The organism is Streptomyces scabiei 87.22, from assembly GCF_000091305.1.
GTDB classification, from domain to species: domain Bacteria; phylum Actinomycetota; class Actinomycetes; order Streptomycetales; family Streptomycetaceae; genus Streptomyces; species Streptomyces scabiei.
In genome coordinates this window covers 7088577-7115203 of record NC_013929.1, presented here as the reverse complement: position 1 = coordinate 7115203, position 26627 = coordinate 7088577, and the positions used below count along the sequence as shown (strand labels likewise).

Annotated in this window: 24 protein-coding genes; 13 read left to right on the top strand and 11 right to left on the bottom strand. The window is 72.0% G+C overall.

The window, feature by feature from the left end:
* Positions 1-3 precede the first annotated feature (3 nt).
* Both SCAB_RS30640 and SCAB_RS30635 read left to right on the top strand, forming a co-directional pair.
* On the top strand, positions 4-831 hold the full coding sequence (locus SCAB_RS30640) for a serine hydrolase domain-containing protein (RefSeq protein ID WP_041669846.1): 828 nt from the start codon (positions 4-6) through the stop codon (positions 829-831).
* Positions 832-955: 124 nt separating this feature from the next.
* Positions 956-2800: a serine/threonine-protein kinase gene (locus tag SCAB_RS30635; RefSeq protein ID WP_013003984.1), complete on the top strand. Its 1845-nt coding sequence runs from the start codon at positions 956-958 to the stop codon at positions 2798-2800.
* A gap of 7 nt (positions 2801-2807) precedes the next feature.
* On the opposite strand, the gene SCAB_RS30630 is transcribed toward SCAB_RS30635, so the two are convergent.
* On the bottom strand, positions 2808-3467 hold the full coding sequence (locus tag SCAB_RS30630; RefSeq protein WP_086022896.1) for a pirin family protein: 660 nt from the start codon (positions 3465-3467) through the stop codon (positions 2808-2810).
* A 218-nt stretch (positions 3468-3685) separates the two neighbouring features.
* Between SCAB_RS30630 and fasR the strand changes: the two genes are divergently transcribed.
* The 5 genes from fasR (at position 3686) to SCAB_RS30605 (ending at position 8665) form a co-directional block, all read left to right on the top strand.
* The gene (gene fasR, locus SCAB_RS30625) at positions 3686-4888 is read left to right on the top strand and encodes a fatty acid biosynthesis transcriptional regulator FasR (protein WP_013003982.1); all 1203 of its coding nucleotides are present in this window, start codon (positions 3686-3688) and stop codon (positions 4886-4888) included.
* 89 nt (positions 4889-4977) lie between these two features.
* On the top strand, positions 4978-5892 hold the full coding sequence (locus tag SCAB_RS30620) for an ACP S-malonyltransferase (protein WP_013003981.1): 915 nt from the start codon (positions 4978-4980) through the stop codon (positions 5890-5892).
* A gap of 13 nt (positions 5893-5905) precedes the next feature.
* Entirely contained in the window at positions 5906-6937 is a 1032-nt protein-coding gene (locus tag SCAB_RS30615; protein ID WP_013003980.1) for a ketoacyl-ACP synthase III, read from the top strand.
* Positions 6938-7040: 103 nt separating this feature from the next.
* The gene (locus SCAB_RS30610) at positions 7041-7289 is read left to right on the top strand and encodes an acyl carrier protein (RefSeq protein ID WP_007381745.1); all 249 of its coding nucleotides are present in this window, start codon (positions 7041-7043) and stop codon (positions 7287-7289) included.
* 104 nt (positions 7290-7393) lie between these two features.
* The gene (locus SCAB_RS30605; protein WP_013003979.1) at positions 7394-8665 is read left to right on the top strand and encodes a beta-ketoacyl-[acyl-carrier-protein] synthase family protein; all 1272 of its coding nucleotides are present in this window, start codon (positions 7394-7396) and stop codon (positions 8663-8665) included.
* Positions 8666-8770: 105 nt separating this feature from the next.
* Here SCAB_RS30605 and SCAB_RS30600 read toward each other — a convergent pair whose 3' ends face one another.
* Positions 8771-9265, bottom strand: a complete 495-nt coding sequence (locus tag SCAB_RS30600; protein ID WP_037725175.1) for a DUF3145 domain-containing protein — start codon at positions 9263-9265, stop codon at positions 8771-8773.
* Between the two features lie 276 nt (positions 9266-9541).
* On the opposite strand from SCAB_RS30600, the gene SCAB_RS30595 reads away from it, so the two are divergent.
* Positions 9542-10441, top strand: a complete 900-nt coding sequence (locus SCAB_RS30595) for an SGNH/GDSL hydrolase family protein (RefSeq protein WP_013003977.1) — start codon at positions 9542-9544, stop codon at positions 10439-10441.
* 117 nt (positions 10442-10558) lie between these two features.
* Here the strand turns inward: SCAB_RS30595 and SCAB_RS30590 are convergent, their stop codons facing one another.
* Positions 10559-13024 (bottom strand): glycoside hydrolase family 3 protein, encoded by a 2466-nt coding sequence (locus tag SCAB_RS30590; RefSeq protein ID WP_013003976.1) that lies wholly within the window; start codon positions 13022-13024, stop codon positions 10559-10561.
* A gap of 111 nt (positions 13025-13135) precedes the next feature.
* Here SCAB_RS30590 and SCAB_RS30585 point away from each other — a divergent pair, with 111 nt between their 5' ends.
* Complete coding sequence (locus tag SCAB_RS30585) at positions 13136-13732, top strand: TetR/AcrR family transcriptional regulator (protein ID WP_013003975.1); 597 nt, start codon at positions 13136-13138, stop codon at positions 13730-13732.
* A 142-nt stretch (positions 13733-13874) separates the two neighbouring features.
* Entirely contained in the window at positions 13875-15224 is a 1350-nt protein-coding gene (locus SCAB_RS30580) for a hypothetical protein (RefSeq protein WP_013003974.1), read from the top strand.
* Between the two features lie 34 nt (positions 15225-15258).
* Here SCAB_RS30580 and SCAB_RS30575 read toward each other — a convergent pair whose 3' ends face one another.
* The 4 genes from SCAB_RS30575 to SCAB_RS30560 all read right to left on the bottom strand — a co-directional run bounded on the left by SCAB_RS30575 (position 15259) and on the right by SCAB_RS30560 (position 19147).
* On the bottom strand, positions 15259-16086 hold the full coding sequence (locus SCAB_RS30575) for an EI24 domain-containing protein (protein ID WP_013003973.1): 828 nt from the start codon (positions 16084-16086) through the stop codon (positions 15259-15261).
* A 39-nt stretch (positions 16087-16125) separates the two neighbouring features.
* Positions 16126-17319 carry a GDSL-type esterase/lipase family protein gene (locus tag SCAB_RS30570; protein WP_013003972.1) on the bottom strand — a complete coding sequence of 398 codons (1194 nt, stop codon included), beginning with the start codon at positions 17317-17319 and terminating at the stop codon, positions 16126-16128.
* Between the two features lie 65 nt (positions 17320-17384).
* Positions 17385-17963, bottom strand: coding sequence for a TetR/AcrR family transcriptional regulator (locus tag SCAB_RS30565; protein WP_041669844.1), 579 nt, complete (start codon positions 17961-17963; stop codon positions 17385-17387).
* A gap of 119 nt (positions 17964-18082) precedes the next feature.
* A complete protein-coding gene (locus SCAB_RS30560) occupies positions 18083-19147 on the bottom strand; it encodes a serine/threonine-protein kinase (RefSeq protein WP_013003970.1) in 1065 nt (354 codons plus the stop codon).
* A gap of 141 nt (positions 19148-19288) precedes the next feature.
* On the opposite strand from SCAB_RS30560, the gene SCAB_RS30555 reads away from it, so the two are divergent.
* Positions 19289-20449, top strand: coding sequence for an EstA family serine hydrolase (locus tag SCAB_RS30555; protein WP_013003969.1), 1161 nt, complete (start codon positions 19289-19291; stop codon positions 20447-20449).
* A gap of 123 nt (positions 20450-20572) precedes the next feature.
* On the opposite strand, the gene SCAB_RS30550 is transcribed toward SCAB_RS30555, so the two are convergent.
* The gene (locus tag SCAB_RS30550; RefSeq protein WP_037725171.1) at positions 20573-21595 is read right to left on the bottom strand and encodes an NADP-dependent oxidoreductase; all 1023 of its coding nucleotides are present in this window, start codon (positions 21593-21595) and stop codon (positions 20573-20575) included.
* A 126-nt stretch (positions 21596-21721) separates the two neighbouring features.
* Between SCAB_RS30550 and SCAB_RS30545 the strand changes: the two genes are divergently transcribed.
* Together SCAB_RS30545 and SCAB_RS30540 are read left to right on the top strand one after the other, a co-directional pair.
* Positions 21722-22159 (top strand): MarR family winged helix-turn-helix transcriptional regulator, encoded by a 438-nt coding sequence (locus SCAB_RS30545; RefSeq protein WP_013003967.1) that lies wholly within the window; start codon positions 21722-21724, stop codon positions 22157-22159.
* 41 nt (positions 22160-22200) lie between these two features.
* Positions 22201-22650 (top strand): GNAT family N-acetyltransferase, encoded by a 450-nt coding sequence (locus SCAB_RS30540; RefSeq protein WP_013003966.1) that lies wholly within the window; start codon positions 22201-22203, stop codon positions 22648-22650.
* Between the two features lie 67 nt (positions 22651-22717).
* Here the strand turns inward: SCAB_RS30540 and yjfF are convergent, their stop codons facing one another.
* Genes yjfF through SCAB_RS30525 form a run of 3 tightly spaced genes read right to left on the bottom strand, consistent with a single transcriptional unit; the run spans position 22718 to position 26426 of the window.
* Positions 22718-23752, bottom strand: a complete 1035-nt coding sequence (yjfF, locus tag SCAB_RS30535; RefSeq protein WP_037725169.1) for a galactofuranose ABC transporter, permease protein YjfF — start codon at positions 23750-23752, stop codon at positions 22718-22720.
* Positions 23752-24882: an ABC transporter permease gene (locus tag SCAB_RS30530; RefSeq protein ID WP_013003964.1), complete on the bottom strand. Its 1131-nt coding sequence runs from the start codon at positions 24880-24882 to the stop codon at positions 23752-23754. Before SCAB_RS30530 ends, yjfF begins: the two co-directional genes overlap by 1 nt.
* A gap of 11 nt (positions 24883-24893) precedes the next feature.
* Positions 24894-26426: a sugar ABC transporter ATP-binding protein gene (locus SCAB_RS30525; RefSeq protein WP_013003963.1), complete on the bottom strand. Its 1533-nt coding sequence runs from the start codon at positions 26424-26426 to the stop codon at positions 24894-24896.
* Positions 26427-26627: the final 201 nt, after the last annotated feature.

Genomic DNA, 26627 nt, shown 5'->3' with positions numbered 1-26627 from the left:
GGCATGTCCTTGCAGAGCCTCGCGCTGATCGAGAACTGGCCCGTCCCCACCGCCGCCGCGGCCGTCGTACGGGCGGACGGCACCGTCCTCGGGACCCATGGTCCCCTCGGCCACCGCTTCCCGCTGGCCTCGGTCACCAAGCCGCTCGCCGCGTACGCCGTGCTGGTCGCGTACGAGGAGGGGGCCATCGAGCTGGACGAGGCGGCGGGCCCGGCGGGGTCGACCGTGCGGCATCTGCTGGCACACACCTCGGGACTGGCCTTCGACGAGCACCGGGCGACGGCGGCACCCGGGGAGCGGCGGCTGTACTCCAACGCCGGGTTCGAGGTGCTCGGCGACCATGTGGCGAAGGCGGCGGACATGCCGTTCGCGGAGTACGCGCGGCAGGCGGTCCTGGAACCGCTGGGGATGACGTCCACCTCGCTCGACGGCTCCCCGGCGAAGGACGGCGTCTCTACCGTCGACGACCTGGTGCGGTTCGCCGCCGAGGTGCAGGCGCCCCGGCTGCTGGACCCGCGTACGGTCGCGGCGGCGATGACCGTGCAGTACCCGGGCACGAAAGGCGTCCTGCCGGGCTACGGGCACCAGAACCCCAACGACTGGGGCCTCGGCTTCGAGATCCGGGACTCCAAGTCGCCGCACTGGACGGGGACCTCGTCGTCGCCGGGGACGTTCGGGCACTTCGGGCAGTCGGGGACGTTCCTGTGGATCGACCCCGTGGCGGGCCTGGCGTGCGTGGCGCTGACGGACCGGGCGTTCGGGCCCTGGGCGGTGGAGGCGTGGACGCCGTTCACGGACGCTGTGCTCGCCGAGGTCGGGAAGAGTGTCTGATTCGTGAAGGAAGTGACAACTCTTCGACGGAAGGCCCGGGTGTCCCGCTCGACCGGCCCCGGGTGGCGTTCCGTCGGCTAGCCTCCCCCGTGCACATCAGCCGCACAGCTTTCGGGGGAGAACGATGGGCGAGGTTCGCGCGGGCGGGCAGTTCCGGCCGTTGGAGGCCGGTGACCCGACGACCGTGGCGAGTTACCGGCTCGCGGCGCGGCTCGGATCGGGCGGCATGGGCACGGTGTACCTGTCGTACACACCGGGCGGACACCCGATCGCGCTGAAGACGATCCGGCCCGAGCTGAGCGAGGACCCCGAGTTCCGGCGCCGGTTCGAGCAGGAGGTGCGGGCCGCCCAGCGGGTGCAGGGTCTCTACACCGCTCCCGTCCTCGACCACGACACCGGGGGCGCGCAGCCCTGGCTGGCCACCGCCTACGTCCCCGGCCCGTCGCTGCACGCGGCGGTCGCCGAGCACGGCGCGCTGCCGCTGAACTCGGTCCTGCTGCTGCTCGCCGGGGTCGCGGAGGCGCTGTCGGTCATCCACGGCGCGGGCATCGTGCACCGCGACCTGAAGCCCTCCAACGTGCTGCTCGCCGCCGACGGACCCCGGGTCATCGACTTCGGCATCGCGCGCGCCGCCGACGCCACCGCCCTGACCGGCACCGGCGTCTCCGTCGGGACCCCGGCGTTCATGTCGCCGGAGCAGGCGGCCGGGAAGCCGGTCACGCCCGCGTCGGACATCTTCGCGCTCGGTCAGGTCGCCGCGTTCGCGGCACGCGGGTCCGGAGCCTACGGCGACGGCCCCTCGCACGCCGTGCTGTACCGGATCGTCCACGAGGAGCCCGACCTGAGCGGTCTCGCGGACGAACTCCGGTTCATCGAGCGGTGTCTGGCCAAGGACCCGGCGGACCGCCCCTCCCCCGCCGAGGTCGTCGCCCTCTGCCAGGAGGCGTCTCCCACGCCGCTGGTCCAGTCGGGCTCCTGGCTGCCGGAGGCGATCGGCGCCGACATCACCCGGCGGGTCTCGGCATCGGCGGAGCTGCTGGCCGCGCGCGACCAGGGCGGGGAAGCCGTCACCTCGGCGACCCAGGCCCCGCCGGCCACCGCGCCGGTGACGCAGCTGAGTTCTCCGTCAGTGGACCACGGCGCGCAGACCATGCACGCGGCTCCGACCATGCACTCCGGGCCGGCGACCCCGCCCCCGCCGGGCCCGCCCTCGGCGCCGTACCACCCGCAGCCGGGTCCGCACACCGTGCCGACCGGGCACCAGGCCCCGTACCCGCAGCCGGGGGGCTGGCAGCAGCCGTATCCCCAGGGGCATCCGCAGGGGCCTCCCCGTCCGCTGCCGCTGCCTCCGCCGCGCAGCAAGGCCGGCAAGTGGATCGGCATCGGGGTGGCGGCGGTGTTCGGCCTGGGACTGCTCGGGAGCTGCGCCACGCTCGTGAAGGGCCTGACGGATTCGTCGAGCGGCTCCTCCGGTGGTACGTCGGCCGGTACGGGCGGCGGTTCCTCCGGTTCCTCCGGCTCCTCCGAGTCGAAGCCGAAGTCCGACCCGAAGCCGGTCACGTACAAGGGCGTCAACATCCCCGGCAACTACTACGTGCGCTTCGCGGACTCCCCGCCCAAGCCGCTGGACAGCGAGATGGGGGTGTCGTACGAGGACGACGGGGACTTCTACTACTACTCGGACAGCCTGTTCGGGGAGAAGAAGCTGGGCAGCAGCAGCGAGAAGCTCGTCCTGCTGAACAACTCCCAGAAGGGCTCCCTCGAAACCTGCCGGAACGAGACCCGGTACACGGCCTCCGTCAAGCTCGGCCAGGTCGCCAAGGGCTCGCAGATGTGCGTGCGCACCAACTCCGGGCACATGGGGCTGGTCACCTTCCAGGGCGCGCCGGCGAGCGGCGACCCCAGCGACTACGTCTCCGTGGACATCACGGTGTGGCGCAACGCGGAGGAACCCACCACCGAGAACTGACGGGACGTCACTCCCCCAGCTCCCACACCAGCACCTCGGCCGGGACGGAGACGGCGACCAGCTCCAGTTCCTTCTCCCCCGCCGCCCGCACGGAGTCCCCGGGCCCCAGCTCGTACGGCCCGAGCCGTACGGTGCCGCGGACGACGTGCACGTACGCCCGTGCCGCGTCCGGCACCTCGGCCCGCTCCCCCGCCGCCCCGAGCCGTCGGACGTGCAGCATCGCGCCCGCCTCGGGGACGGCGTACGGGGTGGAGTCGGCGATGCCGCGGACGATCTCGTACGCGGGGTCGCCGCCGGGGTCCAGAGGGGCGAGCCACATCTGCACGAAGGTGAGGGGCGCGGAGCCGTCGTTGCGTTCGACGTGCCGTACCCCGCCGGCCGAGCTGAGCCGCTGGACGTCCCCGGGGCGGACGAGCGTCTCGTGGCCGGCGGTGTCGCGGTGGGTCAGCTCGCCCTCGACGACCCAGGTGACGATCTCGGTGTGGCTGTGCGGATGCTCGTCGAACCCGGCGCCGGGTTCGAGCCGCTCCTCGTTGCAGGCGATCACCGCGCCGAAGCGGAGGTTGTCGGGGTCGTAGTGCGCACCGAAGGAGAAGGCGTGCAACGAGGCGATCCCGGCCTCCGGATCTCCCCCGGGGTAGCGCGCACCGGCGCGCCGCAACTCCATCACCCGCCCACGGTATCCCTCCGGCTCGCTTCGAGGGTCCCGCCCGCCCGGCGCTTGCCCCCCCCCAGCCCGTCCGGCGTTTGAGGACGAGGCCGCAGGCCGAACGGCGGGGGGGCGAGGGGCGGCAGCCCTCGGTACACGCACCCCGGGGGCAGACTCGCGCCCCCGGCCCACACCCTCCGGCACGAGCGAGCGCAGCGATAAGGCAGTCTTGTTCCGTGCCCGAACCCGAAACCAGCAGGCCCGCATCCGTACCGCCCGTCCACGCGCACGTCGCGACCCTGAGGCGGCTGGAGAAGTCGTCCGGCAGCCTCGCCGCGCAGGCCATCGCGAGGATGGACGAATCGCTGCCCTGGTACCGGGCGATGCCGCCCGAGAACCGGTCGTGGATCGGGCTGGTCGCCCAGGCAGGTATCGCCGCGTTCACGGAGTGGTTCCGGCATCCCGACGCCCCGCAGGCCATCTCGACGGACGTGTTCGGGACCGCGCCGCGCGAGCTGACCCGGGCGATCACGCTGCGGCAGACCGTGGAGATGGTGCGCACGACCATCGAGGTCATGGAGTCCGCCATCGACGAGGTGGCCGCGCCCGGCGACGAGGGCGTGCTCCGCGAGGCGCTGCTCGTCTACGCGCGGGAGATCGCGTTCGCGACGGCGCAGGTGTACGCGCAGGCCGCCGAGGCCCGCGGCGCCTGGGACGCCCGGCTGGAGTCGCTGGTCGTGAACGCGGTGCTCAGCGGGGAGGCCGACGAGGGTGCGGTGAGCCGGGCCGCCGCGCTCGGCTGGAACTCCCCCGACCATGTCTGCGTCGTCCTCGGCACCGCCCCGGACGGCGACAGCGAGTTGACCGTGGAGGCCATCCGGCGCGCGGCCCGGCACGCGAAGCTGCAGGTCCTGACCGGTGTGCTGGGTGACCGGCTGGTGGTGATCGCCGGCGGCGACAACAACCCGCTGCAGGTGGCGAAGTCACTGATCGGCCCGTACGCGGCCGGACCGGTGGTGGCCGGGCCGATCGTCCCCGACCTGCTGGCCGCCACCCGGTCCGCGCAGGCGGCGGCCGCCGGACTCAAGGCGTGTACGGCGTGGCAGGACGCGCCCCGGCCCGTTCTGGCGGACGATCTGCTTCCGGAGCGCGCGATCGCGGGGGACCCCAGTGCGCGCGAGCAACTGGTGGAGGAGATCTACAGACCGCTGGAGGAGGCAGGCTCCGCTCTCCTGGAGACGCTCAGTGTCTATCTCGAACAAGCCTCAAGTCTTGAGGGCGCGGCCCGCATGCTGTTCGTCCATCCCAACACCGTGCGCTACCGGCTCCGACGTGTGACTGACGTCACCGGCTGGTCGCCCTCAGATGTACGCTCGGCCTTCACCCTGCGGATCGCGCTGATCCTCGGGCGTCTGGTCGACGGGGATCCCCAGCTCTAGGGTTTTGTCGGGGTGCTACAAAACCCCTACGTGTTCTTCGTCCCTGTCCCCACGGGCGGCCCGAGCCGTCCTCAAGAGAGAGTGTGAGAGTGCTCGTACTCGTCGCTCCCGGCCAGGGCGCTCAGACGCCCGGCTTCCTGACTCCCTGGCTCGACCTCCCCGGCGCCGCCGACCGCCTCGGCGCGTGGTCGGACGCCATCGGGCTGGACCTCGCCCGCTACGGCACCGAGGCCGACGCCGACGCGATCCGCGACACCGCCGTGGCCCAGCCGCTGCTCGTGGCGGCCGGACTGCTGTCCGCCGCCGCCCTGGGCGACGTGACGCCCGGCGCGGTCGCCGGCCACAGCGTCGGCGAGATCACCGCCGCCGCGTTCGCCGGTGTTCTCGACGACACGGCCGCGCTGACCCTCGTCCGCAAGCGGGGCCTGGCCATGGCCGAGGCCGCCGCGATCACCGAGACCGGTATGTCCGCGCTGCTCGGCGGCGACCCCGAGGTGACGATCCCGCACCTGGAGAAGCTGGGGCTGACCCCGGCCAACGTGAACGGCGCGGGCCAGATCGTCGCCGCCGGCACCCTGGAGCAGCTGGCCGCCCTGGAGGCGGACAAGCCCGAGGGCGTACGGCGCGTGGTCGCCCTCAAGGTCGCCGGCGCCTTCCACACGCACCACATGGCCCCCGCCGTGGACACCCTCGCCAAGGCCGCCGAGGAACTGTCGCCCGGGGACCCCACGGTCACCTATGTCTCGAACAAGGACGGGCAGGCCGTCGCCACCGGCGCCGAGGTGCTCTCCCGTCTCGTCGGTCAGGTCGCCAACCCGGTCCGCTGGGACCTGTGCATGGAGACCTTCAAGGAGCTGGGCGTGACCGCGCTGATCGAGGTGTGCCCCGGCGGCACACTCACCGGTCTGGCCAAGCGTGCCCTGCCGGGCGTGCCGACGGTCGCGCTCAAGACGCCCGACGACCTCGACGCCGCTCGCGCGCTCATCGCCGAGCACCAGAATTAGGAGCCCTGGACCTATGTCGAAGATCAGGCCGAGCACGGGCGCCCCGTACGCACGCATCCTCGGCGTGGGCGGCTACCGCCCGGTCCGGGTGGTGCCCAACGACGTGATCCTGGAGAAGATCGACTCGTCCGACGAGTGGATCCGCTCCCGCTCCGGCATCGAGACCCGGCACTGGGCGAACGACGAGGAGACCGTCGCCGCCATGTCGGTCGAGGCGTCCGGCAAGGCCATCGCCGACGCCGGCATCTCCGCCGAGCAGATCGGCGCGGTCGTCGTCTCCACCGTGTCCCACTTCAGCCAGACCCCGGCCGTCGCCACCGAGATCGCCGACAAGCTCGGCACGGCCAAGGCCGCCGCCTTCGACATCTCTGCCGGCTGCGCGGGGTTCGGCTACGGCCTCACCCTCGCCAAGGGCATGGTCGTCGAGGGCTCCGCGGAGTACGTCCTCGTCATCGGGGTCGAGCGGCTGTCCGACCTCACCGACCTGGAGGACCGGGCCACGGCCTTCCTCTTCGGTGACGGTGCCGGCGCGGTCGTCGTCGGCCCCTCCCAGGAGCCGCACATCGGTCCGACCGTGTGGGGTTCCGAGGGCGACAAGTCCCAGACCATCAAGCAGACGGTCCCGTGGGACGAGTACCGGATCGGCGACCTGGAGAAGCTCCCGCTGGACAGCGAGGGCAACGTCAAGTTCCCCGCGATCACGCAGGAGGGCCAGGCGGTCTTCCGCTGGGCCGTGTTCGAGATGGCGAAGGTCGCGCAGCAGGCGCTGGACGCGGCCGGGATCACCTCGGACGACCTGGACGTCTTCATTCCCCACCAGGCCAACGAGCGGATCATCGACTCGATGGTGAAGACACTCAAGCTGCCGGAGCACGTCACGGTCGCGCGTGACGTGCGCACCACCGGCAACACCTCGGCCGCCTCGATCCCGCTCGCGATGGAGCGGCTCCTGGCGACCGGTGAGGCGAAGAGCGGCGACACCGCGCTCGTCATCGGCTTCGGGGCGGGTCTCGTGTACGCAGCGACGGTCGTTACCCTCCCCTAGGCACCGCTGCCGGATCCTCGGTTCCGGCGCGGGAAACACGCACAACCTGCCGCTGACGCGGCGGGCCGCCCACCCTCTGGAAACCAACGAAGGAGCGCCCGACATGGCCGCCACCCAGGAAGAGATCGTCGCCGGTCTCGCCGACATCGTGAACGAGATCGCCGGCATCCCGGTCGAGGACGTCCAGCTGGACAAGTCCTTCACCGACGACCTGGACGTCGACTCCCTGTCCATGGTCGAGGTCGTCGTCGCCGCCGAAGAGCGCTTCGACGTCAAGATCCCGGACGACGACGTCAAGAACCTCAAGACGGTCGGCGACGCGACCGACTACATCCTCAAGCACCAGGCCTGATCCGGCGGGATCGGGCCCGGCCCGGTCCCTCGCGGAGCAGTCCGTTTGCCCCGCCACCCGGCGGTGGCGCCGCTGAATCCTCGTAACCGTTGGAGAAAAATCCCGTGAACTCGACCAATCGCACCGTGGTCGTCACCGGTATCGGCGCAACCACACCGCTGGGTGGCGACGCGACTTCCACCTGGGAGGGTCTGATCGCCGGCAAGTCCGGTGTCGGTCCCCTGGAGCAGGAGTGGGCCGCCGACCAGGCGGTCCGCATCGCCGCGCAGATCGCCGTGGAGCCGACCGAGGTCATCCCCCGGCCGCAGGCCCGCCGTCTGGACCGCTCGGCGCAGTTCGCGCTGATCGCGGCCAAGGAGGCGTGGGCCGACGCCGGTTACACGGAGACCTCCGCCGACGACGGCACCGTCGACGCGGACCGTGTCGGCGCGGTCATCGCCTCCGGCATCGGCGGTGTGACGACCCTGCTCGACCAGTACGACGTGCTGAAGGAGAAGGGCGTACGCCGCGTCTCCCCGCACACCGTGCCCATGCTGATGCCCAACGGCCCGTCCGCCAACGTCGGTCTGTACGTCGGCGCGCGCGCCGGTGTGCACACCCCGGTCTCCGCCTGCGCGTCGGGCGCCGAGGCCATCGGCTACGCCATCGAGATGATCCGCACCGGCCGCGCCGACGTCGTGGTCGCCGGTGGCACCGAGGCCGCCATCCACCCGCTGCCGATCGCCGCGTTCGGCAACATGATGGCGATGTCCAAGAACAACGAGGACCCGCAGGGCGCCTCCCGTCCGTACGACACCGGCCGTGACGGCTTCGTCCTCGGCGAGGGTGCCGGTGTCGTCGTCCTGGAGTCGGCCGAGCACGCGGCGGCGCGGGGTGCCCGGGTCTACGCCGAGGCCGTGGGCCAGGGCATCTCCGCCGACGGCCACGACATCGTGCAGCCGGAGCCGGAGGGGCGGGGCATCGCCGCCGCCCTCCAGCACCTGCTGGAGAGCACCGACCTGGACCCGGCGGAGATCGTGCACGTCAACGCGCACGGCACGTCGACGCCGGCCGGTGACATCGCCGAACTGAAGGCGCTGCGCAAGGTGTTCGGTGACGACACCGACCACTTCGCGGTGTCCGCGACCAAGTCCATGACCGGCCACCTGCTCGGCGGTGCCGGCGGGGTGGAGACGGTGGCGACGGTGCTCGCGCTGTACCACCGGGTGGCCCCGCCGACGATCAACGTGAACGACCTCGACCCCGAGGCCGAGGCAAACGCGGACATCGTCCGCGGCGAGGCGCGGAAGCTGCCGGTCGAGGGCCGTATCGCCGCCCTCAACGACTCGTTCGGGTTCGGTGGGCACAACGTGGTGCTGGCGTTCCGGACGGTGTGACCGTTCGCCGACGCGCGTGTGGCCCGGGTCCCTTTCAGGGATCCGGGCCACAGTCGTCTGTCCGTCCCGGCCGCGACCGAGGTCACCCCGCGCTCGGACGGGGCGTCAGACCACCTGGTGGAGCCAGCGGACCGGGGCGCCCTCGCCCGCGTGCCGGAAGGTCTCCAGTTCGTCGTCCCAGGGCTTGCCGAGGAGCTTGGCGATCTCGGCCTCCAGGTCGGTCTCGCCGCGCTGGGAGCGGGTCAGGGCGGCCCGGAGGCGGTCCTCGGGGATGAGAATGTCGCCGTGGATGCCGGTGACGGCATGGAAGATGCCGAGGTCGGGGGTGCAGCTGTAGCGCTCGCCCTCGGCGGTGGCGCAGGGCTCGGCGGTGACCTCGAAGCGCAGCAGGTGCCAGCCGCGCAGGGCGGAGGCGAGCGTGGAGGCGGTGCCGGCCCGGCCCTGCCAGGAGAACTCGGAGCGCCAGGTGCCCGGGGCGGCCGGCTGCCGGATCCAGTCGAGGTTCACCCGGGTCCCGAGAACGCCCGCGACGGCCCACTCCACGTGCGGGCACAGCGCACGTGGCGCGGAGTGCACGTACAGGACTCCACGTGTGGTCACCGGGGCCTCCACAGAGCAGGACGGTTTGCGATTCGACGGATCGGCGGTGGCCGGGCGGCCACGGGGCGAGGCTACCGTGCGGCGGGGCAAGGAGTGTGACGTACCGTCGGAGCAAGGGCCAGGATGCCGTGCTGTTTCACCCGGGGGGACGCCTGTGCGGATGGAACGGTTCCGCCTTCTGTCGCATCCGGCCCACGGCCTTCCGTTCCCGGGAACTCCCGCGCGTTGTCATGGGTGGGAGCTTGTACGTGCGGGACCGACCGAGGGGACCAGGGGATGCGGAAGCGACGTCACCGTTCGAGGGCGGTGTTCGGCGCGGCCTTGGCGGCGGTATTGCTCGGCGTGTCGGGGTGTGACGCCACCGGCGGCGACTCCCCCGGCCCCGAGGGGACGGGACCGAGGGCGAAGCCCTCCGCCTCGCCCACCCCCGCCTGGGACAGCACCCCCGGATCGCTGGCCGCCGTCGGGGACTCCATCACCCGGGGCTTCGACGCGTGCCAGGTGCTCTCCGACTGCCCCGAGGTGTCCTGGGCGACCGGGACGAAGGCGTCCGTCGACAGTCTCGCCGTACGGCTGCTGGGCGAGTCGGGGGCGACGCGGCGGAGCTGGAACTACGCGGTGACCGGGGCCCGGATGGCCGATCTGCCGAGCCAGATGGCCCGGGCGGTCGCCCGTGAGCCGGAGCTGGTCACGGTGATGATCGGCGCGAACGACGCGTGCCGGGCGACGGCCGCCGCCATGACGCCGGTCGCCGACTTCCGCGCCGACTTCGAGGACGCGATGGCCACCCTGCGCAAGAGCCTGCCCAAGGCGCAGGTGTTCGTGGCGAGTGTGCCGGACCTGAAGCGGCTGTGGTCCGAGGGTCGTGCGAACCCGGTCGGCAAGCAGGTCTGGAAGCTGGGCATCTGCCCGTCCATGCTGGCCGACCCCGACCTGCTCACCACGGCGGCGGGCGAGCGGCGCGACGCCGTCCAGGGCCGGGTGGAGGCGTACAACGACGTGCTGCGCGAGGTGTGCGGGAAGGACCGCCACTGCCGTTACGACGGGGGCGCCGTCTTCGACTACCGGTTCGGGCAGGCCCAGCTCAGCCAGTGGGACTGGTTCCACCCGAGCGTGGACGGGCAGGCGCGGCTGGCCGAGATCGCGTACCGGATCATCAGCGGGAAGGGTTCGTGACCCGGGGTTCTGCCGTGCCCCCGGGTGGCGCTCACAAGTGAACTCGGCCGGACCGGCCGCGGTTCGCGCATACGCGACCGCGGCCGGGCGGCGTTCACCGGGTGAGCGGGGGCCGTGTCACGGTGCCTCGATCGTCACCCGCGTGCGGCGGTCCGCGATCGAGCGGCCGGCCGCCACCTCGTACGAACCCGTCACGTACACCCACGCGCCGGTGGTCTCGTCCCAGATCTCGAAGGCCCGGCGCGGGAGTCGGACGACGGCTTCCGCCGTCTCGCCCGGGGCCGCCTCCACCGTCGCGAAGCCCGCCAGCCAGCGGGTCGGCCGGTTCTCGTCCGCGGTCGTGGGGGCCAGGTAGAGCTGGACGGTCTCCCGGCCCTCGCGGGTGCCCGTGTTGCGGACGCGGACGGTCGCCGTGGTGCCGGTGACGTCGAGGGACTCGTACGTCCAGTCGGTGTAGCCGAGGCCGTGGCCGAAGGGGTACGTGGGGGTCCTGTCCTCCTTGTCCCAGGCCCGGTAGCCGATGAACACGCCCTCGTCGTATACGAGTTCACCGGCGGTGGGGGTGACCTGGGTGACCGGGGCCCCGGTCAGGGAGCCCCAGGTGGTGGGGAGGCGGCCGCCGGGCTCGTGGGCGCCGGTGAGGACCTCGGCGAGGGCGGCGCCGCCCTCCTGGCCGGGGAACCAGGTGAGCAGGACGGCGGCGACGTCCTCGCGCCACGGGAGCTCCACCGGGGAACCCGCGTTGACGACCACGACCGTGGCGGGGTTCGCGGCGGCCACCGCGCGGACCAGGTCGTCCTGGCGGCCGGGCAGGCGGAGGTCCTTGCGGTCGAAGCCCTCGGACTCGACCCGTTCGGTGGTGGCGACCACGACGACGGCCGTGTCGGCGGCGCGGGCGGCCTCGACGGCCTCGGCGATCAGCTCGTCGGGGTCGCGCTGCGGTTCCTGGTGGCAGAGCGAGAAGGCGAGCATCGTGATCGGGGCGTCCGCGGCGAGCTCCACGACATGGGTGAGGGAGACCTCCAGCGGTGTGCCCTCGGTCAGTTCGACCTCGGCCAGCGGGACGGGGGCGCCGAAGAACGACACGAAGGGATCGTCCGTGTCGGTGGTCCGGACCCCGTCGAAGTGGGTCGTGCCGTCGACGGTGAGGGTGTAGGCGCCCAGGCCCTTGACGCCGAAGGTGTGCGTGCCGGTCTCGCGCGGGGTGAACGTGCCGGTCAGCTCGACGGAGTGCAGGGTGGCGTGGGTGACGCCGTCGGGCAGGTCCGAACCCATCCACTGGATGTGGCCGTTGGGGGCGGAGCGTGTCCCGATGACGGTGCCGGAGGCGTCCCGGCAGACGGCCCGGAGCGTGAACCCCGTGTCGGCGACGGCCAGTTCCTCGTTGGGGTCCGCACCCAGGGCGTAGGTCGGCGCGCCCTCGGGGAGGGCGGCGGTCAGGCCGTCGAGGGGGGAGACGACGCGGGCGGGGAAGACCGTGGCGGAGCCGCCGCCGAGGACGCGGGCGTCACGGGCCGCCGCGCCGATGAGGGCCACCGTCGCCCCCTGCTCCAGGGGCAGGGCCGCCCGGCCGTCCCGTACCTCGTTGCGGACCAGGACGAAGGAGCGGCGGGCGATCTCGCGGGCCAGGGCCTCGCCGTCGACGGGGGCGGGGAGTTCGGTGACGGCCGGGGCGGCACCCTCCAGGATGCCGACGCGGGCGGCGAGGCGCAGGACCCGGCGGACCGCCTCGTCGAGGAGGGACTCCGTGACCTCGCCGGCGCGGACGGCGGCCGCCAGGGGCTCGCCGTAGACGGTCGCCGGGCCGGGCATGGCGACGTCGAGTCCGCCGGTGAGGGCGCCGGTCGTGGAGCGGGCGGCCAGCCAGTCGGAGACGTTGAAGCCGTCGAAGCCCCACTCGCCGCGCAGGACCTCGTTCACGAGATAGCGGTGCTCGGTCATCGTGGAGCCGTTGACCTGGTTGTAGGCGGTCATGATGCCCCAGGGGTGGGCGTTCGCCACGATCGCCTCGAAGGGAGCCAGATACAGCTCGCGCAGGGCGCGTGCCGAGACGAGGTTGTTCACCGTGAAGCGGTCGGTCTCGGCGTCGTTGGCGACGAAGTGCTTGACGGTGGTGCCGACGCCGCCGGCCTGGACGCCGGTCACATAGCCCGAGCCGATCTCGCCGGTGAGGTACGGGTCCTCGCTGTACGCCTCGAAGTGGCGGCCGCCCAGGGGGGAGCGGTGCAGGTTGACCGTGGGGGCGAGGAGGACGTGGACCCCCTTGCGGCGGGCCTCCTGGGCGAGCAGCACCCCGGCGCGACGGGCGAGTCCGGGGTCCCAGGTGGCGGCGAGGGCGGTCGGGGAGGGCAGGGCGACGGACGGGTCGTCGGCGGTCCAGCGCACCCCTCGCACCCCGATCGGCCCGTCGGACATGACGAGGGAGGCCAGGCCGATCTCGGGGAGTGCGGGCAGGGTCCACATGTCCTGACCGGACAGCAGCCTCGCCTTGGCGTCCAGGTCCAGTGCGGCCAGGGCCTTCTCCACGGCCGCTTCGCGCGCCTCGTCGGCCGGGGTGGTGCGGGTGCCCGGGGTTGCCGCCATCGCGGTGCCTCCTCGTCGAGTCCGATCGTCCCCTCATCGTGCATCGATTACCTGTAGAGTGGTAGGTTTCGTTATTCTGCCGTTATCTTTAGCGGCGGTGGACGGGACGGGATGCCGTACGGTGACGGCATGAGCGGCACCAGCAGGACCAGGGGCGTCAGGGGCGAGGAGCGGCGCGCGGAGATCGTTCTCGCGGCCCTGGAGGTGATCGCCGAGCGCGGGTACCGGGGCGCGAGCATGGCGGCGGTCGCCGAGCGCGTCGGGCTGACCCAGCAGGGCCTGCTGCACTACTTCCCCACCAAGGACGCGCTGCTCGTCGCCGTCCTGGAGGAACGGGACCGCTGGGACGCGCTGCCCGACAGCACGCTGCGGCTCGATCTGCTGGGCTCGCTCGTCGAGTACAACGCCATGCGGCCCGGCATCGTCCAGACCTTCTCCGCGCTGCTCGGCGAGAGCGTCACCGAGGGCCATCCCGCGCGGGAGTTCTTCACGCAGCGGTACGGCCGGGTGCGGGGGGCCATGGCGGAGGTGCTGCGCGCCGAGTACGGCGACCGGCTGCCGAGCGGGCTCACGCCGGAGCGGGCGGCGCCGCTGCTGGTAGCCGTGATGGACGGACTGCAGTACCAGTGGCTGCTGGATCCGGGCTCCGTGGACATGCCGGGGGCCTTCCGGGACTTCCTGGCGCTGCTGGGCGAGGACCAGGGCTGAGACCGGCCGCACGCGCGTACCGCCGCACCTGTCGTGACGACCGGAGGCGGCCGTGGCGCGCGCCCCTCCCGTCACGCGATACTGCCGCCGTCCCCGAGCGAGACCCCCACGGCACCACAGCGACGGAAGGACTCCGAGTCCCTTGACATCCTTACTGACTTCCCGGCGGGCACGCGGCGCGACGATCTGTCTGGCGGCCCTGCTGGCCGGCCTCTGCACCCCCGCGTCCGCCTCTCCCGCCTCCCCCTCCCCCTCGGCCGCTTCGGCGGCGGCCCCCACCGTCGAGGAGCAACGGCTCGACCGGGCCGTCCCCCAGGAGATCCTGCGGCGCTCCGGATTCGACACCGTGGCACCGGAGTTCGGGCGGGCACTGGCCGGGGCGCGGTCGTACGCCCGCGCCGAGCGGATCGTCGTACGAGAGGGTGCGCGGCTGTGGACGCGGGCCGTTGACCGGGCGCAGGGGCGCGGGCCCGCGGGCGGTGATCTGAGCCGGGACGACGACCGGCCCCTGTACTGGGCGCGGTTGGGCATGACCCGGGAAGTGCGGGGATGGGAGCCCGAGTTCGGCCTGTCGGACCGTCAGAGGGCGGACCTGCTGGCCGCGTTGGAGCGGGCGTCACGGGGGCAGGACTCCCTGGGCTTCCCCCAGGGCGGCAAGGGGCTGAAGCGGATTCTGGTCACCGGGTTCGATCCGTTCACGCTGGACCGGGACATACGGATCTCCAACCCGTCCGGGGCCACGGCCCTCGCCCTCGACGGCACGGTGATCCGGACCGCCGACGGTCCCGCGCGCATCGAGACCGCCGTCTTCCCGGTCCGCTGGCAGGACTTCGCGGACGGCACGGTCGAGCGCACCCTGCGGGGGCCGCTGCCCCGGGTGGACCTCTTCGCGACCGTCAGCCAGGGCCGGGTGGGGCGTTTCGACGTCGAGCGGACCAACGGGGCCTGGCGCGGCGGTTTCGCCGACAACGACAACATCGGCAGCACCGGGACCGTGCCGGTGAGCGACCCCGCCGGCCAGCCCCAGTGGACGACCACGACCCTGCCGTACGCGGACATCGTGGCCGCCCGGACGGGCCGCTTCCCGGTGTACGACAACACGAGCGTCACCGAGATCCCCGCGGGCGGCACGACGGCGGTCGTCCGGCCGGACGGGCCCACCCCCGGCTCGACCGCGCGGGCGGGGGGCGGCGGTGACTATCTCTCCAACGAGATCGCCTACCGGGCGACGCTCCTGCGCGACCGGCTGGGGCTCGGCCCCTCGCTGCCGGGCGGGCATGTGCACACGCCCGTCCTGCAGTTCGGCGCCGGCAACACCGACCCGGCGACCGGGACGGTGACCGACCCCGAGTTCGTACGGAACCGGCTGGACATCATCGCGCAGGTGCGGGCGATCGTGACGGTCGCCGTGGAGTCGGCGGGCGCCTCGGGCGGCGCCGCGACCGGTTCCGGTGCGTCTGGCTCCGGTGCGACCGGGGGAACGCGGGACTGACGCGGGGGCCGGGTGTCGGCGCCGGGGATCCGTCTCAGGCGCCGACCCGGGGCTTGCGGAACATGTCGTGCTGCCCGTTCTGGGCGGGGACCCGGTTGCGCTCCTCCTCGTCCGTGGTCTCCTCGCCCAGCAGGTCGCGGGCCATGAGGGTGGCGCCCGCGACCGCGCCCGGCATCAGGAAGACGGCGACGAACGGCACCAGGAAGGCGAGACCCAGCGGGGTGCCGAAGCCCCAGATCAGCATCTTGCGGGAGCGCAGAAGGGCGAGCCGGGCGCGGAGTTCGACGCGGCGGCGCTGGAGGGCCACGGCGGTCAGTTCCTCGGTGAGGAAGAAGCCGGTCACCATGAAGCCGATCACGGGGACGACCGTCTGGCCGACGAACGGGACGAAGCCGAGGCCGAAGAGCAGCAGGGCCCACAGCAGCGCCCGTACGACGACCCGGACGCTGTCCCGGGCCGAGATCCACAGCTCCCGCCACAGCGGAAGGCCGGACTCCGGTGCGGTGCCGTCCGGGGAGACGTCCCGGTCGACGCTCTCCGAGAGGCTCTCGTAGAAGGGCTGGCCGATGAGGAGGGTCACCGCGGTGAAGGTGACGACCGCGAGGGCCAGGGCGAGGGCGAACAGCACGGCGGTGAGCAGGCCCCGGAAGAGGCCGGCCCAGGGGCTGGACCAGTCGTCCGCGAAGGGGGTCGCCCAGGTGACGAAGTCCGGGCCCCAGACGCCGAGCGCGACCAGGGCGCCCAGGTAGAGGACGAGTGTGATCAGGCCCGGGATCAGACCGAAGCCGTACTGCCTGCCGTGCCTGGCCACCCAGCGTTGGCCCTGCACCAGGTACTGGAAACCCACCCCTAGATCGCGCATGGGGGAAATTTTACCCAGCGGGGGCCTGGCCTCCGGCGCTCAGGGGGCGAAGGCTCCGTCCTCCCCGAAGGCCAGCTTCGCGAAGCGTTCGCCGATGAGGCGGTGGGTCTCGGCGTCCGGGTGCAGGTCGTCCGGGAGCGGGAGGGCGGCTGTGTCGGGCTCGCCGTACAGGGTGAGGCCGTCGAGGTGGTGCAGGTGCGGGTCCTCGGGGGCGCGCCGGGCCACGATCGCCGCCAGTTCCTCGCGGATCACCTTCAGGGTGAGCCGGCCTGGGGTGGGGTCGTCCGGGTCGCCCATGGCACGGAAGCGGAGCCGGCCCTCGGCGAGGTCGGTGAAGTCGGGGGCGCTGGGGCCGGGGGTGTCCTCGTGGATGGGGCAGAGGATCGGGGAGACCACGAGGAGGGGCGTGGTGGGGTGGCCGTCGCGGATCGTGTCGAGGAAGCCGTGCACGGCGGGGGCGAAGGCGCGCAGCCGCATCACGTCGTGGTTCACCAGGTTGATGCCGATCTTGACGCTGATCAGGTCGGCGGGGGTGTCCCGGATGGCGCGGGCGGTGAAGGGGTCGAGGAGCGCGCTGCCGCCGAGGCCCAGGTTGACGAGTTCGACGCCGGCGAGGCCGGCGGCGTGGGCGGGCCAGATCTCGGTGGGGCCTGCGGCGTCGGAGCCGTGGCTGATCGAGCTGCCGTGGTGCAGCCAGACCCGGCGGCCCCGGTCCGGGACGGGCTCGACGGGAGCGTCGGTGCGCAGGGCGAGAAGCTCGGTGGTCTCGTTGTGCGGGAGCCAGATCTCGACCGTCTTGAGGCCCTCGGGGAGCTCCGTGAAGCGCACGGTGCCGGGCGGGCCGGACCGGTGCTCGGACCGGCCGGTGGTCATGTCGAGGGTGATGGTGTTGCCGTCCGGCACGCTCGCGCGGGCGGTCAGCCGGCCGTCGACGAGGAGGTCGTACAGGCCGTCCGGGCGGGGCGGGGCGCCCACGTAGGCCCGCTTGGTGCGCAGGGCGTCCAGTTCGATCGCGGTGGCGCGGGTGCGCAGGACGAGGCGTACGCCGGAGGGCTGGGACTCGACGACGGCCAGCTGCGGATCGGTGCACTGGGCGCGGGCCCGGGCCGGCAGCCGGTGGGGCAGCACCCCGTGCTCGGTGCGCTCCAGCTCCAGGGCGCCGCGCAGGAGGTCTGCGGTGAGGGGGGTGGTGATCCACCGGGGGCCGGTGGGGTTCTCGGGGTTCGTGGGCATGACCTGACCTGACGATCGGTGGGGTGGGGGGTCCGGCGGTGCGTGTCGTGGGGCCGCCCGCCGGTTCAACCGGGGGGCGGGACCGGCCAGTTGCGCAGCAGGGCGTCGAGGGCGTCGAGGATCCGCTCCCAGCTCTCCTGCGAGTCGGGGGCGCTGTGGCTGAAGCCGCCGGCCGACTCCAGGCTGACGTACCCGTGGAAGACGCTGCCGAGGAGCCGGACGGCGTGGGTCTGGTCCGGTTCGGTGAGGTCGTAGCCGCGCAGGATGGCCCGCGTCATCTGCGCGTGCCTGCCACCCGCACTGGCCGCGGCGGCCTCCGGGTCCAGCCTCAGCCGGGTCGCCTCGTAGCGGCCTGGGTGTGCGCGGGCGTAGTCGCGGTACACGTTCCCCAGCGCCGCCAGCGCGTCCTTCCCGGCCCGCCCGGCGAGCGCGGCGGCGCCCCGGTCGGCCAGCTCCTCCAGGGCGAGCAGGGCGATCCGGGCCTTGAGGTCCTGGGAGTTGCGCACATGGGAGTACAGACTCGCGACCTTCACGTCGAACCGCCGGGCCAGCTCGGACACAGTCACCTCCCCGAACCCGATCTCATCGGCCAACTCCGCGCCCGCCAGAGCAAGACGCTCCGGGGTGAGCCCCACGCGTGCCATGACCGTCCTTCGCTCGACAGGGCCGACGGGTGCCGACCGGGTGGATCGGCGACTGGATGGATTGCCGACCGGGTGGATTATGCAATTACCTAAAGCTTTTAGGCAAGAGTCAATGGCTCTTAGGTAAGGTCCAGGAACCGGTCAAGCTCCTCCACGGGGTACGGGGTGCTGCTCTCGGCCTCCAGACGACGGAAGAAGCCCGCCATCACGGTGGCGAGCGGCGCGTACCGGGCGATCGCCGCCGCGGCGGCGTCCGGGATCCCGGTGGGGCGCTCTCCCTGGGCGTACGCGCGCGTCCGGACCTCCCGTTCCTCCCGGTCGAGGTCGTACAGGTCCTTGAGCAGCCAGTTGACCAGGTAACTCAGGGAGTAGCAGCGGTCGTAGTGGCGATGACCGTCGAAGAAGGCCCGTTCCTGCGGTGTCAGGTCGAAGCGTGCGGAGAGGGCGAGGCCGAAGTCGGCGAAGTAGAGGCGGTGACCGTCGGTCAGGATGTTCTGGAAATGCGCGTCGAAGTGGAGCAGACCCTGGCTGTTCATGAACGTGATGCCGGCGGCCAGTTCCCGCTCCACCAGGGCGCAGGCCCGGTCGGCGGCCGCGGCGCCGGCCGTCGTCTGTGCACCCAGCCAATCGTGGAGGGTGCAAGGGATGTACTCCAGGAACAGCGTGACGCTCGCCGAGGAACTTCCGCGGGCCTCGATGCGCTCGCGTACGCCCGGGGCGCCACCCCAGTGGGCGACGGCCCGTTCGACGTCGGTCAGTTCCTCGGGGAGGGGCGGGGAGTCCGGCAGCACCCGCCAGTGGTGCATGAGCGGGAAGCCGTCGTACTCCCCCGCGAGCACCCAGTTGGTCGTCATCGTGTGGACGGCGAGTTCGCGCCAGGCGCCGAAGCCGGGGCTGCCGACGGCGCCGACGCCGTACTGGCACCAAGGGGGAAGCCCGAAGAGGTTCGCCGTGGAGTGGACGTTCTCCGGGCGTCGTTCGAGGTCCGTGAGGGGCACCCGTTTCACGAAGACCTGAAGCCCGTCGAGTTCCAGCAGCACCGAGGTGCCGCCGATACCGGAGCCGCACGGGGTGGCCTTGTCGAGGAGCCTGCTCAGGGAGCGGTCGCTGTGCCGGGCGAGGGCGGTGGCGGCCGTATGGTGGGAGGTCAGGCGCGCCTCGCGGGAGATGCCGGGAGAGTTCATCCGCGATGCGTAGCACCTCGGCGGACTCCGGCGCACCCGTTCCCGCCCCTCCCCCATGACCGCCCCAGGCCCCCGGGGGAATGCGCGCAGGTGGGGCCGGTGTTGGGGAGCGGGTGGGTGGTGTCGAGGAGAGGGTTGGGTATGGGTGAGGGGACTCGGGCGGTCGGTGTCCAGGGGTCGGTCGCCGGTGGTTTCGAGGCGGTGCGTGAGGCGTTCGCCTTGTTCGTGGCCGGTGAACGGGACGACTACGAGGGGCAGTTGACCGCCTATGTGGACGGGCGGCGGGTCGTGGATTTGTGGGCAGGCCCTGGTGGTGACACGTTGCACGGCGTGTTCTCCTCCACCAAGGGGGCCGCGCATCTCGTCGTCGCGCTGCTCGTCCAGGACGGTGTGCTGGAGCTGGACCGGGAAGTCGCCCACTACTGGCCGGAGTTCGCGGCCGAGGGCAAGGGGGCGGTGACCCTGCGGGAGCTGCTGGCGCACCGCGCGGGGCTCGTCGGCACCGATGCCGGGTTCACCCTGGAGGAGCTGGCGGACGACCGGGTGATCGCCGAGCGCCTCGCCGTCCAGCGCCCGTTCTGGCGGCCGGGCACGGCCTTCGGGTACCACGCGCTCGTGATCGGCGCGCTCACCGGAGAGGTCGTACGGCGGGCGACGGGGCGCACGCTGCAGGAGGTGTACGAGGAGCGGGTCCGGGCCCCGTACGGGCTCGATCTGTTCCTGGGGCTGCCCGCCGAGCACGAGCCCCGGTTCCGGAGCGTGCTGCCGATGACGCCGACGCCCGCGCAGCAGGCCGAGCTGGACGCCGTCCCGCAGGGGCCGCACACGCTGACGTCGATCGCGTTCAACTCCCAGGTTCCGGAGCCGGGCGAGCTGACGGACTTCCCCAACGCGCGGATCGTGCGGGCGAACGGGCAGGCGTCGGCGGGCGGGATCGGCTCGGCGCGCGGGCTCGCCGGGATGTACGCGGCGGCCATCAGCACGGTGGACGGCCGTCCGCCGCTGCTGAAGCCCGACACCATCGGCGAGTTCGGCCAGATCCACTCCGTCGGCCACGACCTGGTGGCCCGCGCCCCCAAGGCGTTCGGCCTCGGCTTCCAGGCGACCGCCGAACTGGTCCACCCCTTCCTCGGCGCCGGCACCTTCGGCCACAGCGGCGCCGGCGGCTCCCAGGCCTTCGCCGACCCCCGCAGCGGCCTCGCCTACGGCTACACCCGTCGCCGTATGGCGTTCCCGGGCGGGGCGGCGCCGGAGAACGCGGGGTTCGTCCGGGCGGTCCACACGGCGGCGCTGGCGTTCTGAGGACCGCGGGTCGGGCCCCGTGACCCGACCCGCGCACACGAACGGAGTCCGCACCCCACGTCCAGGGGTGCGGACTCCGTCTTGTGCAACGAACGTGAGCGGGCGTCCGTCACGGGGCGGGGCTCAGAGCTTGACGATCATCTTGCCGGTGTTGTCGCCGCGCAGGACGCCGAGGAATGCCTCCAGGTTGTTCTCGATGCCCTCGACGACGGTCTCGCGGTACTTGAGCGCGCCCGAGGCGACCCAGGGGCCGACCTCCTGGACGAACTGCGGCTGGAAGTCGTAGTGGTCACCGACGAGGACGCCCTCGACGCGCAGACGGTTCTGCAGGATCTTGACCATGTTGCGCGGGCCCGGGGTCGGCTCGGTCGAGTTGTACTGCGAGATCATGCCGCAGATCACGGCCCGGCCCCGCAGGTTGAGCGCGCCGATCGCGGCCTCCAGGTGCTCGCCGCCGACGTTGTCGAAGTAGACGTCGATGCCGTCGGGGGCCGCCTCCTTGAGCTGCTCCCACACGGGGCCGTTCTTGTAGTTGAAGGCCGCGTCGAAGCCGTACTCCTCCACGAGCAGCTTGACCTTCTCGTCGGAGCCGGCCGAGCCGATGACGCGGGAGGCGCCCTTGAGCTTGGCGATCTGCCCGACCTGGCTGCCGACCGCGCCGGCGGCGCCGGAGACGAACACGGCGTCGCCCTCCTTGAAGGCGCCGACCCGCAGCAGGCCCGCGTAGGCGGTGAGGCCGGTCATGCCGAGGACACCGAGGTAGGTGGAGAGCGGCGCGGCGTCCGGGTCGACCTTCACGGCCTGCTTGGCGTCGATCGTGGCGTACTCGCGCCAGCCGCCGAAGTGCAGCACGTGGTCACCGGCGGCGATGCCGTCCGCCGCCGAGGCGACGACCTCGCCGACGGCGCCGCCCTGCATGACCTTGCCCAGCTCGAACGGGGCGACGTACGACTTCGCGTCGCTCATGCGGCCACGCATGTACGGGTCCACGGAGAGGTACTTGTTCCGTACGAGGACCTCCCCCGCGCCGGGCTGCCGGATCTCCGCCTCGACCAGGGCGAAGTCCTCGTCCTTGGGCCAGCCGACGGGGCGGCTCAGCAGGTGCCATTCGCGGCTGGTGGCGGGGAGGGCGGGGGTGTCGGACATGGGGGTGGGCCTTCCTGCGGGTGCGTGGTGCGAACGGTGGCACATACCGTGCGGTTACTTCAGTGCCTGAAACAACCATGCTCCTGAATATTTCATGTTGTCAAGTAAAGGGGTAACCTCGACGCCATGCCCACGCAGAAGACGACCCCCCGCATCGACCCCTTGACCATGGAGGTCGTCGAACTCATCGGCACGGTGGTGGCCCGCTACCACGAGGAGTACGAGGCCGCCGCCGCCGAGCACACGCTCACCGGCGCGCAGGCACGCCTCCTCGGCCTCCTTTCCCTGGAACCGCTCCCCATGCGCCGCCTGGCCCAGAAACTCCGCTGCGAGCCCTCGAACGTGACCGGCATCGTGGACCGGCTGGAGAGCCGGGGCCTGGTGGAGCGTCGCCCCGACCCCGGGGACCGCCGCGTGAAGCTGGCGGCGGCCACGGACGCAGGCCGCCGGGTGGCCGGCAGCCTGCGGGACTCCCTGGACTTCGCCCGGGAGCCGCTGGCGGGGCTGAGCGCGGCCGAGCGGGAGGTGCTGCGCGATCTGCTGCGGCGGATGGTGGGGGCGTAGGGCCGGTGCCCAGCGTGCACCGAGCCGCTATCGTGTAATGCATGCCGAGCCAGAATGACCCTTACGACCTCAGCGTGGGCGTGCCCTCGGTCGAGGTCTTCCGCCGACTGCGTACCGACGCGGGCCTGTCCGACAAGGCGCCCGAGGCGGTCGCGCTCGCCCTGCCCCGCACCTGGCACGGGGTGATCCTGCGGCACGAGGGGCGGCCCATCGGCATGGGGCGGGTCATCGGGGACGGCGGAACGGCGTTCCAGATCGTCGACATCTGTGTGCACCCCGCCCACCAGGGCCGCGGCCTCGGCCGGCGCATCATGGCCGCGCTCACGGAGGAACTGGAGCGCCGGGCGCCCGCCACCGCGTACGTCTCCCTGATCGCGGACGGCCCCGCCCGCTTCCTCTACGAGAAGTTCGGCTTCGCCGACACCGCCGCGCACGGCTCGATCGGCATGTACCGGGTGATGGGCGGGGGTCCGCAGGGCCACGGTACGTAGGCGACCAGGCGGAAAGGGGACGCCCGCCCGTTCCCGGGCGGGCGTCCCCTTCGGCTCGGGTGACGCGTCAGGTCTTCTTGCGTGCCGTCATCGCCCGCTGGATCAGGATGAACGCGCACAGCAGCACGCCCGTGGCGATCTTCGTCCACCAGGAGCTGAGGGTGCCCTCGAACTGGATGATGCTCTTGATGAGGCCCAGCACGAGGACGCCGAACAGGGTGCCGATGACATAGCCGGAGCCGCCCGTGAGCAGCGTGCCGCCGATGACGACGGCGGCGATCGCGTCCAGTTCCATGCCGGTGGCGTGCAGCGGGTCGCCGGACTGGATGTAGAGGGTGAAGAGCAGGCCCGCCAGCGCCGAGCAGAAGCCCGACACCGTGTAGACGGCGATCTTGGTGCCGCCCTGCGGGAGGCCCATCAGCATCGCGGACTGCTCGCTGCCGCCGATGGCGTACACCCGCCGGCCGAAGCGGCTGTAGTGGAGGATGTAGAACGCCGCCGCCAGCACCACCAGCGCCACGATCGCGCCGATGGAGAGGAAGCCGAAGCCCAGCTGCGCCTGTGCCTGCGCCAGGCTGCTGACCGTCTCGTCGCCGATGGCGATGGACTCCTTGCTGATGACCAGGCACAGGCCCCGGAAGAGGAAGAGGCCGGCGAGGGTCACGATGAAGGGCTGGATCTCGAAGTTCTGGATCACGTAGCCCATCAGGAAGCCGCCGAGCGCCCCCACGGCCAGGGCCAGCGGGATCACCAGCAGGATCGGCAGGCCCTGACGCTCCACCAGCCAGGCCGTGAACATCGTGGTGAAGCCGATGACCGAGCCGACGGACAGGTCGATGCCGCCGGAGAGGATCACGAAGGTCGCGCCGACGGCGGCCACCAGCAGGTAGCCGTTGTCGATGAACAGGTTGAGGAAGACCTGCGGTTCGCCGAAGCCGTAGTTCTGGTAGCGGCTCAGCCCCGTGATGTACATCGCGAGGAAGAGCACGGCGGTCACCAGGACGGGCAGCCGCCGGTCGGCGAGGAGCGCCGAGACCCTGGACGAGGACGCCGATGCCGCGAGGGTGTCCTGGGGCGGCGGGGTCTTGGTGGTCGCGGTCATCACGACACCTCCATCTTCGGGGCCGCGTCGGCGGGCGCGGTGGCGGTCTTCGCCGGGGCCGCGGGCGACGTGCCGCCGCCGGTCGCGCCGGACTTGGAGCCGAACCGGGCGCCGAAGACCTTCGCACGGAACTTCGGGGACTGGAGCAGGCAGACGACGATCACGACGGCCGCCTTGAAGACCAGGTTGGTCTGGGTGGGGACACCGATCGTGTAGATCGTCGTGGTGAGGGTCTGGATGACCAGGGCGCCGACGACCGTGCCGCCGATGGAGAACCGGCCGCCCAGCAGCGAGGTGCCGCCGATCACCACGGCGAGGATCGCGTCCAGCTCGATCCACAGGCCGGCGTTGTTGCCGTCGGCGGCCGAGGTGTTGGAGCTGATCATCAGGCCCGCGATGCCCGCGCACAGGGCGCAGAAGACGTAGACCATGATCTTGATGCGCATGGAGCGGATGCCGACCAGACGGCTGGCCTCCGCGTTGCCGCCGACCGACTCGACGAGGAGGCCGAGGGCGGTCCTGCGGGTCAGGGCCACCGTGATGGCGACGACCGCCGCGACGACGAAGATGGAGAAGGGCAGCGTCAGCCAGTAGCCGCCGCCGATCAGCTTGTACGGCTCGCTGTTGATGGTGATGATCTGGCCGTCGGTGATCAGCTGGGCGACGCCCCGGCCGGCGACCATGATGATCAGGGTCGCGATGATGGGCTGGATGCCCATCCGGGCCACCAGGAAGCCGTTCCACAGCCCGCAGACCACGGCGGCCACCAGACCGATGCCCATGGCCAGGAAGACCGCCGACAGCGTGTTCTGGTCGGCCTGGTCGCTGATGTACGAGCAGGTCAGGGCGCCGGTGATGGCGACGACCGCGCCGACGGAGAGGTCGATGCCGCCGGTGGCGATGACCAGGGTCATGCCGACCGCGACCAGGATCAGGGGCGAGCCGAAGAGCACGATCGAGACGAGGCTGCCGTAGAGGTGCCCGTCCGTCATCCTGATCGAGAAGAAGTCGGGGGTGAAGGGGACGTTGATGAGCAGCAGCGCCACCAGGACCGCGACCGGCCAGAACAGGTGGTGGTGCGCCAGCGCCCGCCAGCGGGATGCCGTGCCGGTCGTGGCCGTCGTCGCCACGGGTGGGGTGCTCAACTGTCTTCTCCGCTCGCGATGGTCTCCAGGATCCGGCTGGTGGTGATCTCCGGTCCGTTGGTGAGCTTCGCCACCAGCTTGCGGTCGCGGAGCACTCCGATGGTGTGGCTGAGGCGGAGGACCTCCTCCAGCTCGGCCGCGATGTAGAGCACGGACATCCCGTCCTCGGAGAGGGACACCACGAGCTTCTGGATCTCGGCCTTGGCGCCGACGTCGATGCCGCGGGTGGGCTCGTCGAGGATCAGCAGCTTCGGCTGGGTGATCAGCCAGCGGGCGAGCAGCACCTTCTGCTGGTTGCCGCCGCTGAGCTGGCCGACGCGGGCCTCCGGGTTGGCGGGCCGGATGTCGAGGGCCTTGATGTACTTGGCGACCAGTTCGTCGCGCTGGGCGGCCGGGATGGGCCGGGTCCAGCCGCGGGACGCCTGCAGGGCCAGGATGATGTTCTCCCGGACCGTCAGATCGGGGACCAGGCCCTCGGTCTTGCGGTTCTCCGAGCAGAACGCGACCCCGGCACCGATGGCGTCGTTCGGGGCGTGCATCGGGACCTGCTTGCCGCCCACGGTGACCTTGCCGCTGTCGGGCTGGTCGGCGCCGAAGAGCAGCCGGGCGAGTTCGGTGCGGCCGGAGCCGAGCAGTCCGGCGAGGCCCACGACCTCGCCCTTCTTGATGTCCAGGTCGAAGGGGGCGATACCGCCCGTGCGGCCGAGGCCCTCGGCGTGCAGCAGGGTCTCGCCGACGTCGGCGTGCAGCTGCTGCTCGTGCAGCTCCTCCAGCTGGTCCAGGTCCTTGCCGATCATCAGCTGGATCAGGCCAACCTGGTCGAGTTCGCTGACCATGTGCTCGCCGACGAGGGTGCCGTTGCGCAGGACGGTCATGCGGTCGCAGGTCTCGTAGATCTGGTCGAGGAAGTGCGACACGAAGAGGATCGCGACGCCGTCGTCCTTCAACCGCCGCATCAGGCGGAAGAGTTCGAGGACCTCGTCGCGGTCGAGGCTGGACGTCGGCTCGTCGAGGACGAGGACCTTGGTGCCCTTCCCCTCCTCGCCGCCGGAGCTCACCGACCGTACGATCGCGACCAGTTGCTGCACGGCCAGCGGGTAGGAGGACAGCGGGGCCGTCACGTCGATGTCGAGGCCGAGCCGGTCGACCAGCTCCGCGGCCTCCTGGCGCAGGCGCTTCCACTGGATGCGGCCGAAGCGGGTGGGCTCGCGGCCGATGAAGATGTTCTCCGCCACCGAGAGGTTGGGGCAGAGGTTGACCTCCTGGTAGACCGTGTTGATGCCGGCCTGCTGCGCCTGCAGCGGGCTGGCGAACCGCACGGACTCCCCGTCGAGGGTGATCGTTCCGCCGTCCAGGGAGTAGACCCCGGTGAGCACCTTGATGAGGGTGGACTTGCCGGCGCCGTTCTCGCCCATGAGGGCGTGGATCTCGCCGGGGAAGAGCCGGAAGTCGACGCCCGACAGAGCCCGTACCCCCGGGAATTCTTTGACTATGCCCGTCATCTCCAGGACGGGCCGCGGCTCTGCCATAAGTCTCCTAGCGAGGACCACCGGGGATGTCCGGTGGGGGAATTCACTTACGTGGGCTGTGGTGCGTTCGTCCCGGCCCGCGCGGGGCCGGTCGGGGCCGGACCCGCGCTCCGCGGGTCCCGGGCCCTCGCACGGGGCGCGGTCGTCGCCGCGCCCCTCGTGCGATCGCGTCGCCGCAGGCCCTAGGGCCCTTCTGACGGG

Coding starts and splice junctions, on each gene's coding strand:
- SCAB_RS30545 (WP_013003967.1), top strand. CDS start 21,722: ATGCCCACGCAGAAGACGACCCCCCGCATCGACCCCTTGACCATGGAG.
- SCAB_RS30640 (WP_041669846.1), top strand. CDS start 4: ATGTCCTTGCAGAGCCTCGCGCTGATCGAGAACTGGCCCGTCCCCACC.
- SCAB_RS30615 (WP_013003980.1), top strand. CDS start 5,906: ATGTCGAAGATCAGGCCGAGCACGGGCGCCCCGTACGCACGCATCCTC.
- SCAB_RS30610 (WP_007381745.1), top strand. CDS start 7,041: ATGGCCGCCACCCAGGAAGAGATCGTCGCCGGTCTCGCCGACATCGTG.
- yjfF (WP_037725169.1), bottom strand. CDS start 23,752: ATGACCGCGACCACCAAGACCCCGCCGCCCCAGGACACCCTCGCGGCA.
- SCAB_RS30585 (WP_013003975.1), top strand. CDS start 13,136: ATGCCGTACGGTGACGGCATGAGCGGCACCAGCAGGACCAGGGGCGTC.
- SCAB_RS30560 (WP_013003970.1), bottom strand. CDS start 19,147: ATGAACTCTCCCGGCATCTCCCGCGAGGCGCGCCTGACCTCCCACCAT.
- SCAB_RS30575 (WP_013003973.1), bottom strand. CDS start 16,086: ATGCGCGATCTAGGGGTGGGTTTCCAGTACCTGGTGCAGGGCCAACGC.
- SCAB_RS30550 (WP_037725171.1), bottom strand. CDS start 21,595: ATGTCCGACACCCCCGCCCTCCCCGCCACCAGCCGCGAATGGCACCTG.
- SCAB_RS30525 (WP_013003963.1), bottom strand. CDS start 26,426: ATGGCAGAGCCGCGGCCCGTCCTGGAGATGACGGGCATAGTCAAAGAA.
- SCAB_RS30540 (WP_013003966.1), top strand. CDS start 22,201: ATGCCGAGCCAGAATGACCCTTACGACCTCAGCGTGGGCGTGCCCTCG.
- SCAB_RS30630 (WP_086022896.1), bottom strand. CDS start 3,467: ATGGAGTTGCGGCGCGCCGGTGCGCGCTACCCCGGGGGAGATCCGGAG.
- SCAB_RS30565 (WP_041669844.1), bottom strand. CDS start 17,963: ATGGCACGCGTGGGGCTCACCCCGGAGCGTCTTGCTCTGGCGGGCGCG.
- SCAB_RS30570 (WP_013003972.1), bottom strand. CDS start 17,319: ATGCCCACGAACCCCGAGAACCCCACCGGCCCCCGGTGGATCACCACC.
- SCAB_RS30590 (WP_013003976.1), bottom strand. CDS start 13,024: ATGGCGGCAACCCCGGGCACCCGCACCACCCCGGCCGACGAGGCGCGC.
- SCAB_RS30595 (WP_013003977.1), top strand. CDS start 9,542: ATGCGGAAGCGACGTCACCGTTCGAGGGCGGTGTTCGGCGCGGCCTTG.
- SCAB_RS30555 (WP_013003969.1), top strand. CDS start 19,289: ATGGGTGAGGGGACTCGGGCGGTCGGTGTCCAGGGGTCGGTCGCCGGT.
- SCAB_RS30635 (WP_013003984.1), top strand. CDS start 956: ATGGGCGAGGTTCGCGCGGGCGGGCAGTTCCGGCCGTTGGAGGCCGGT.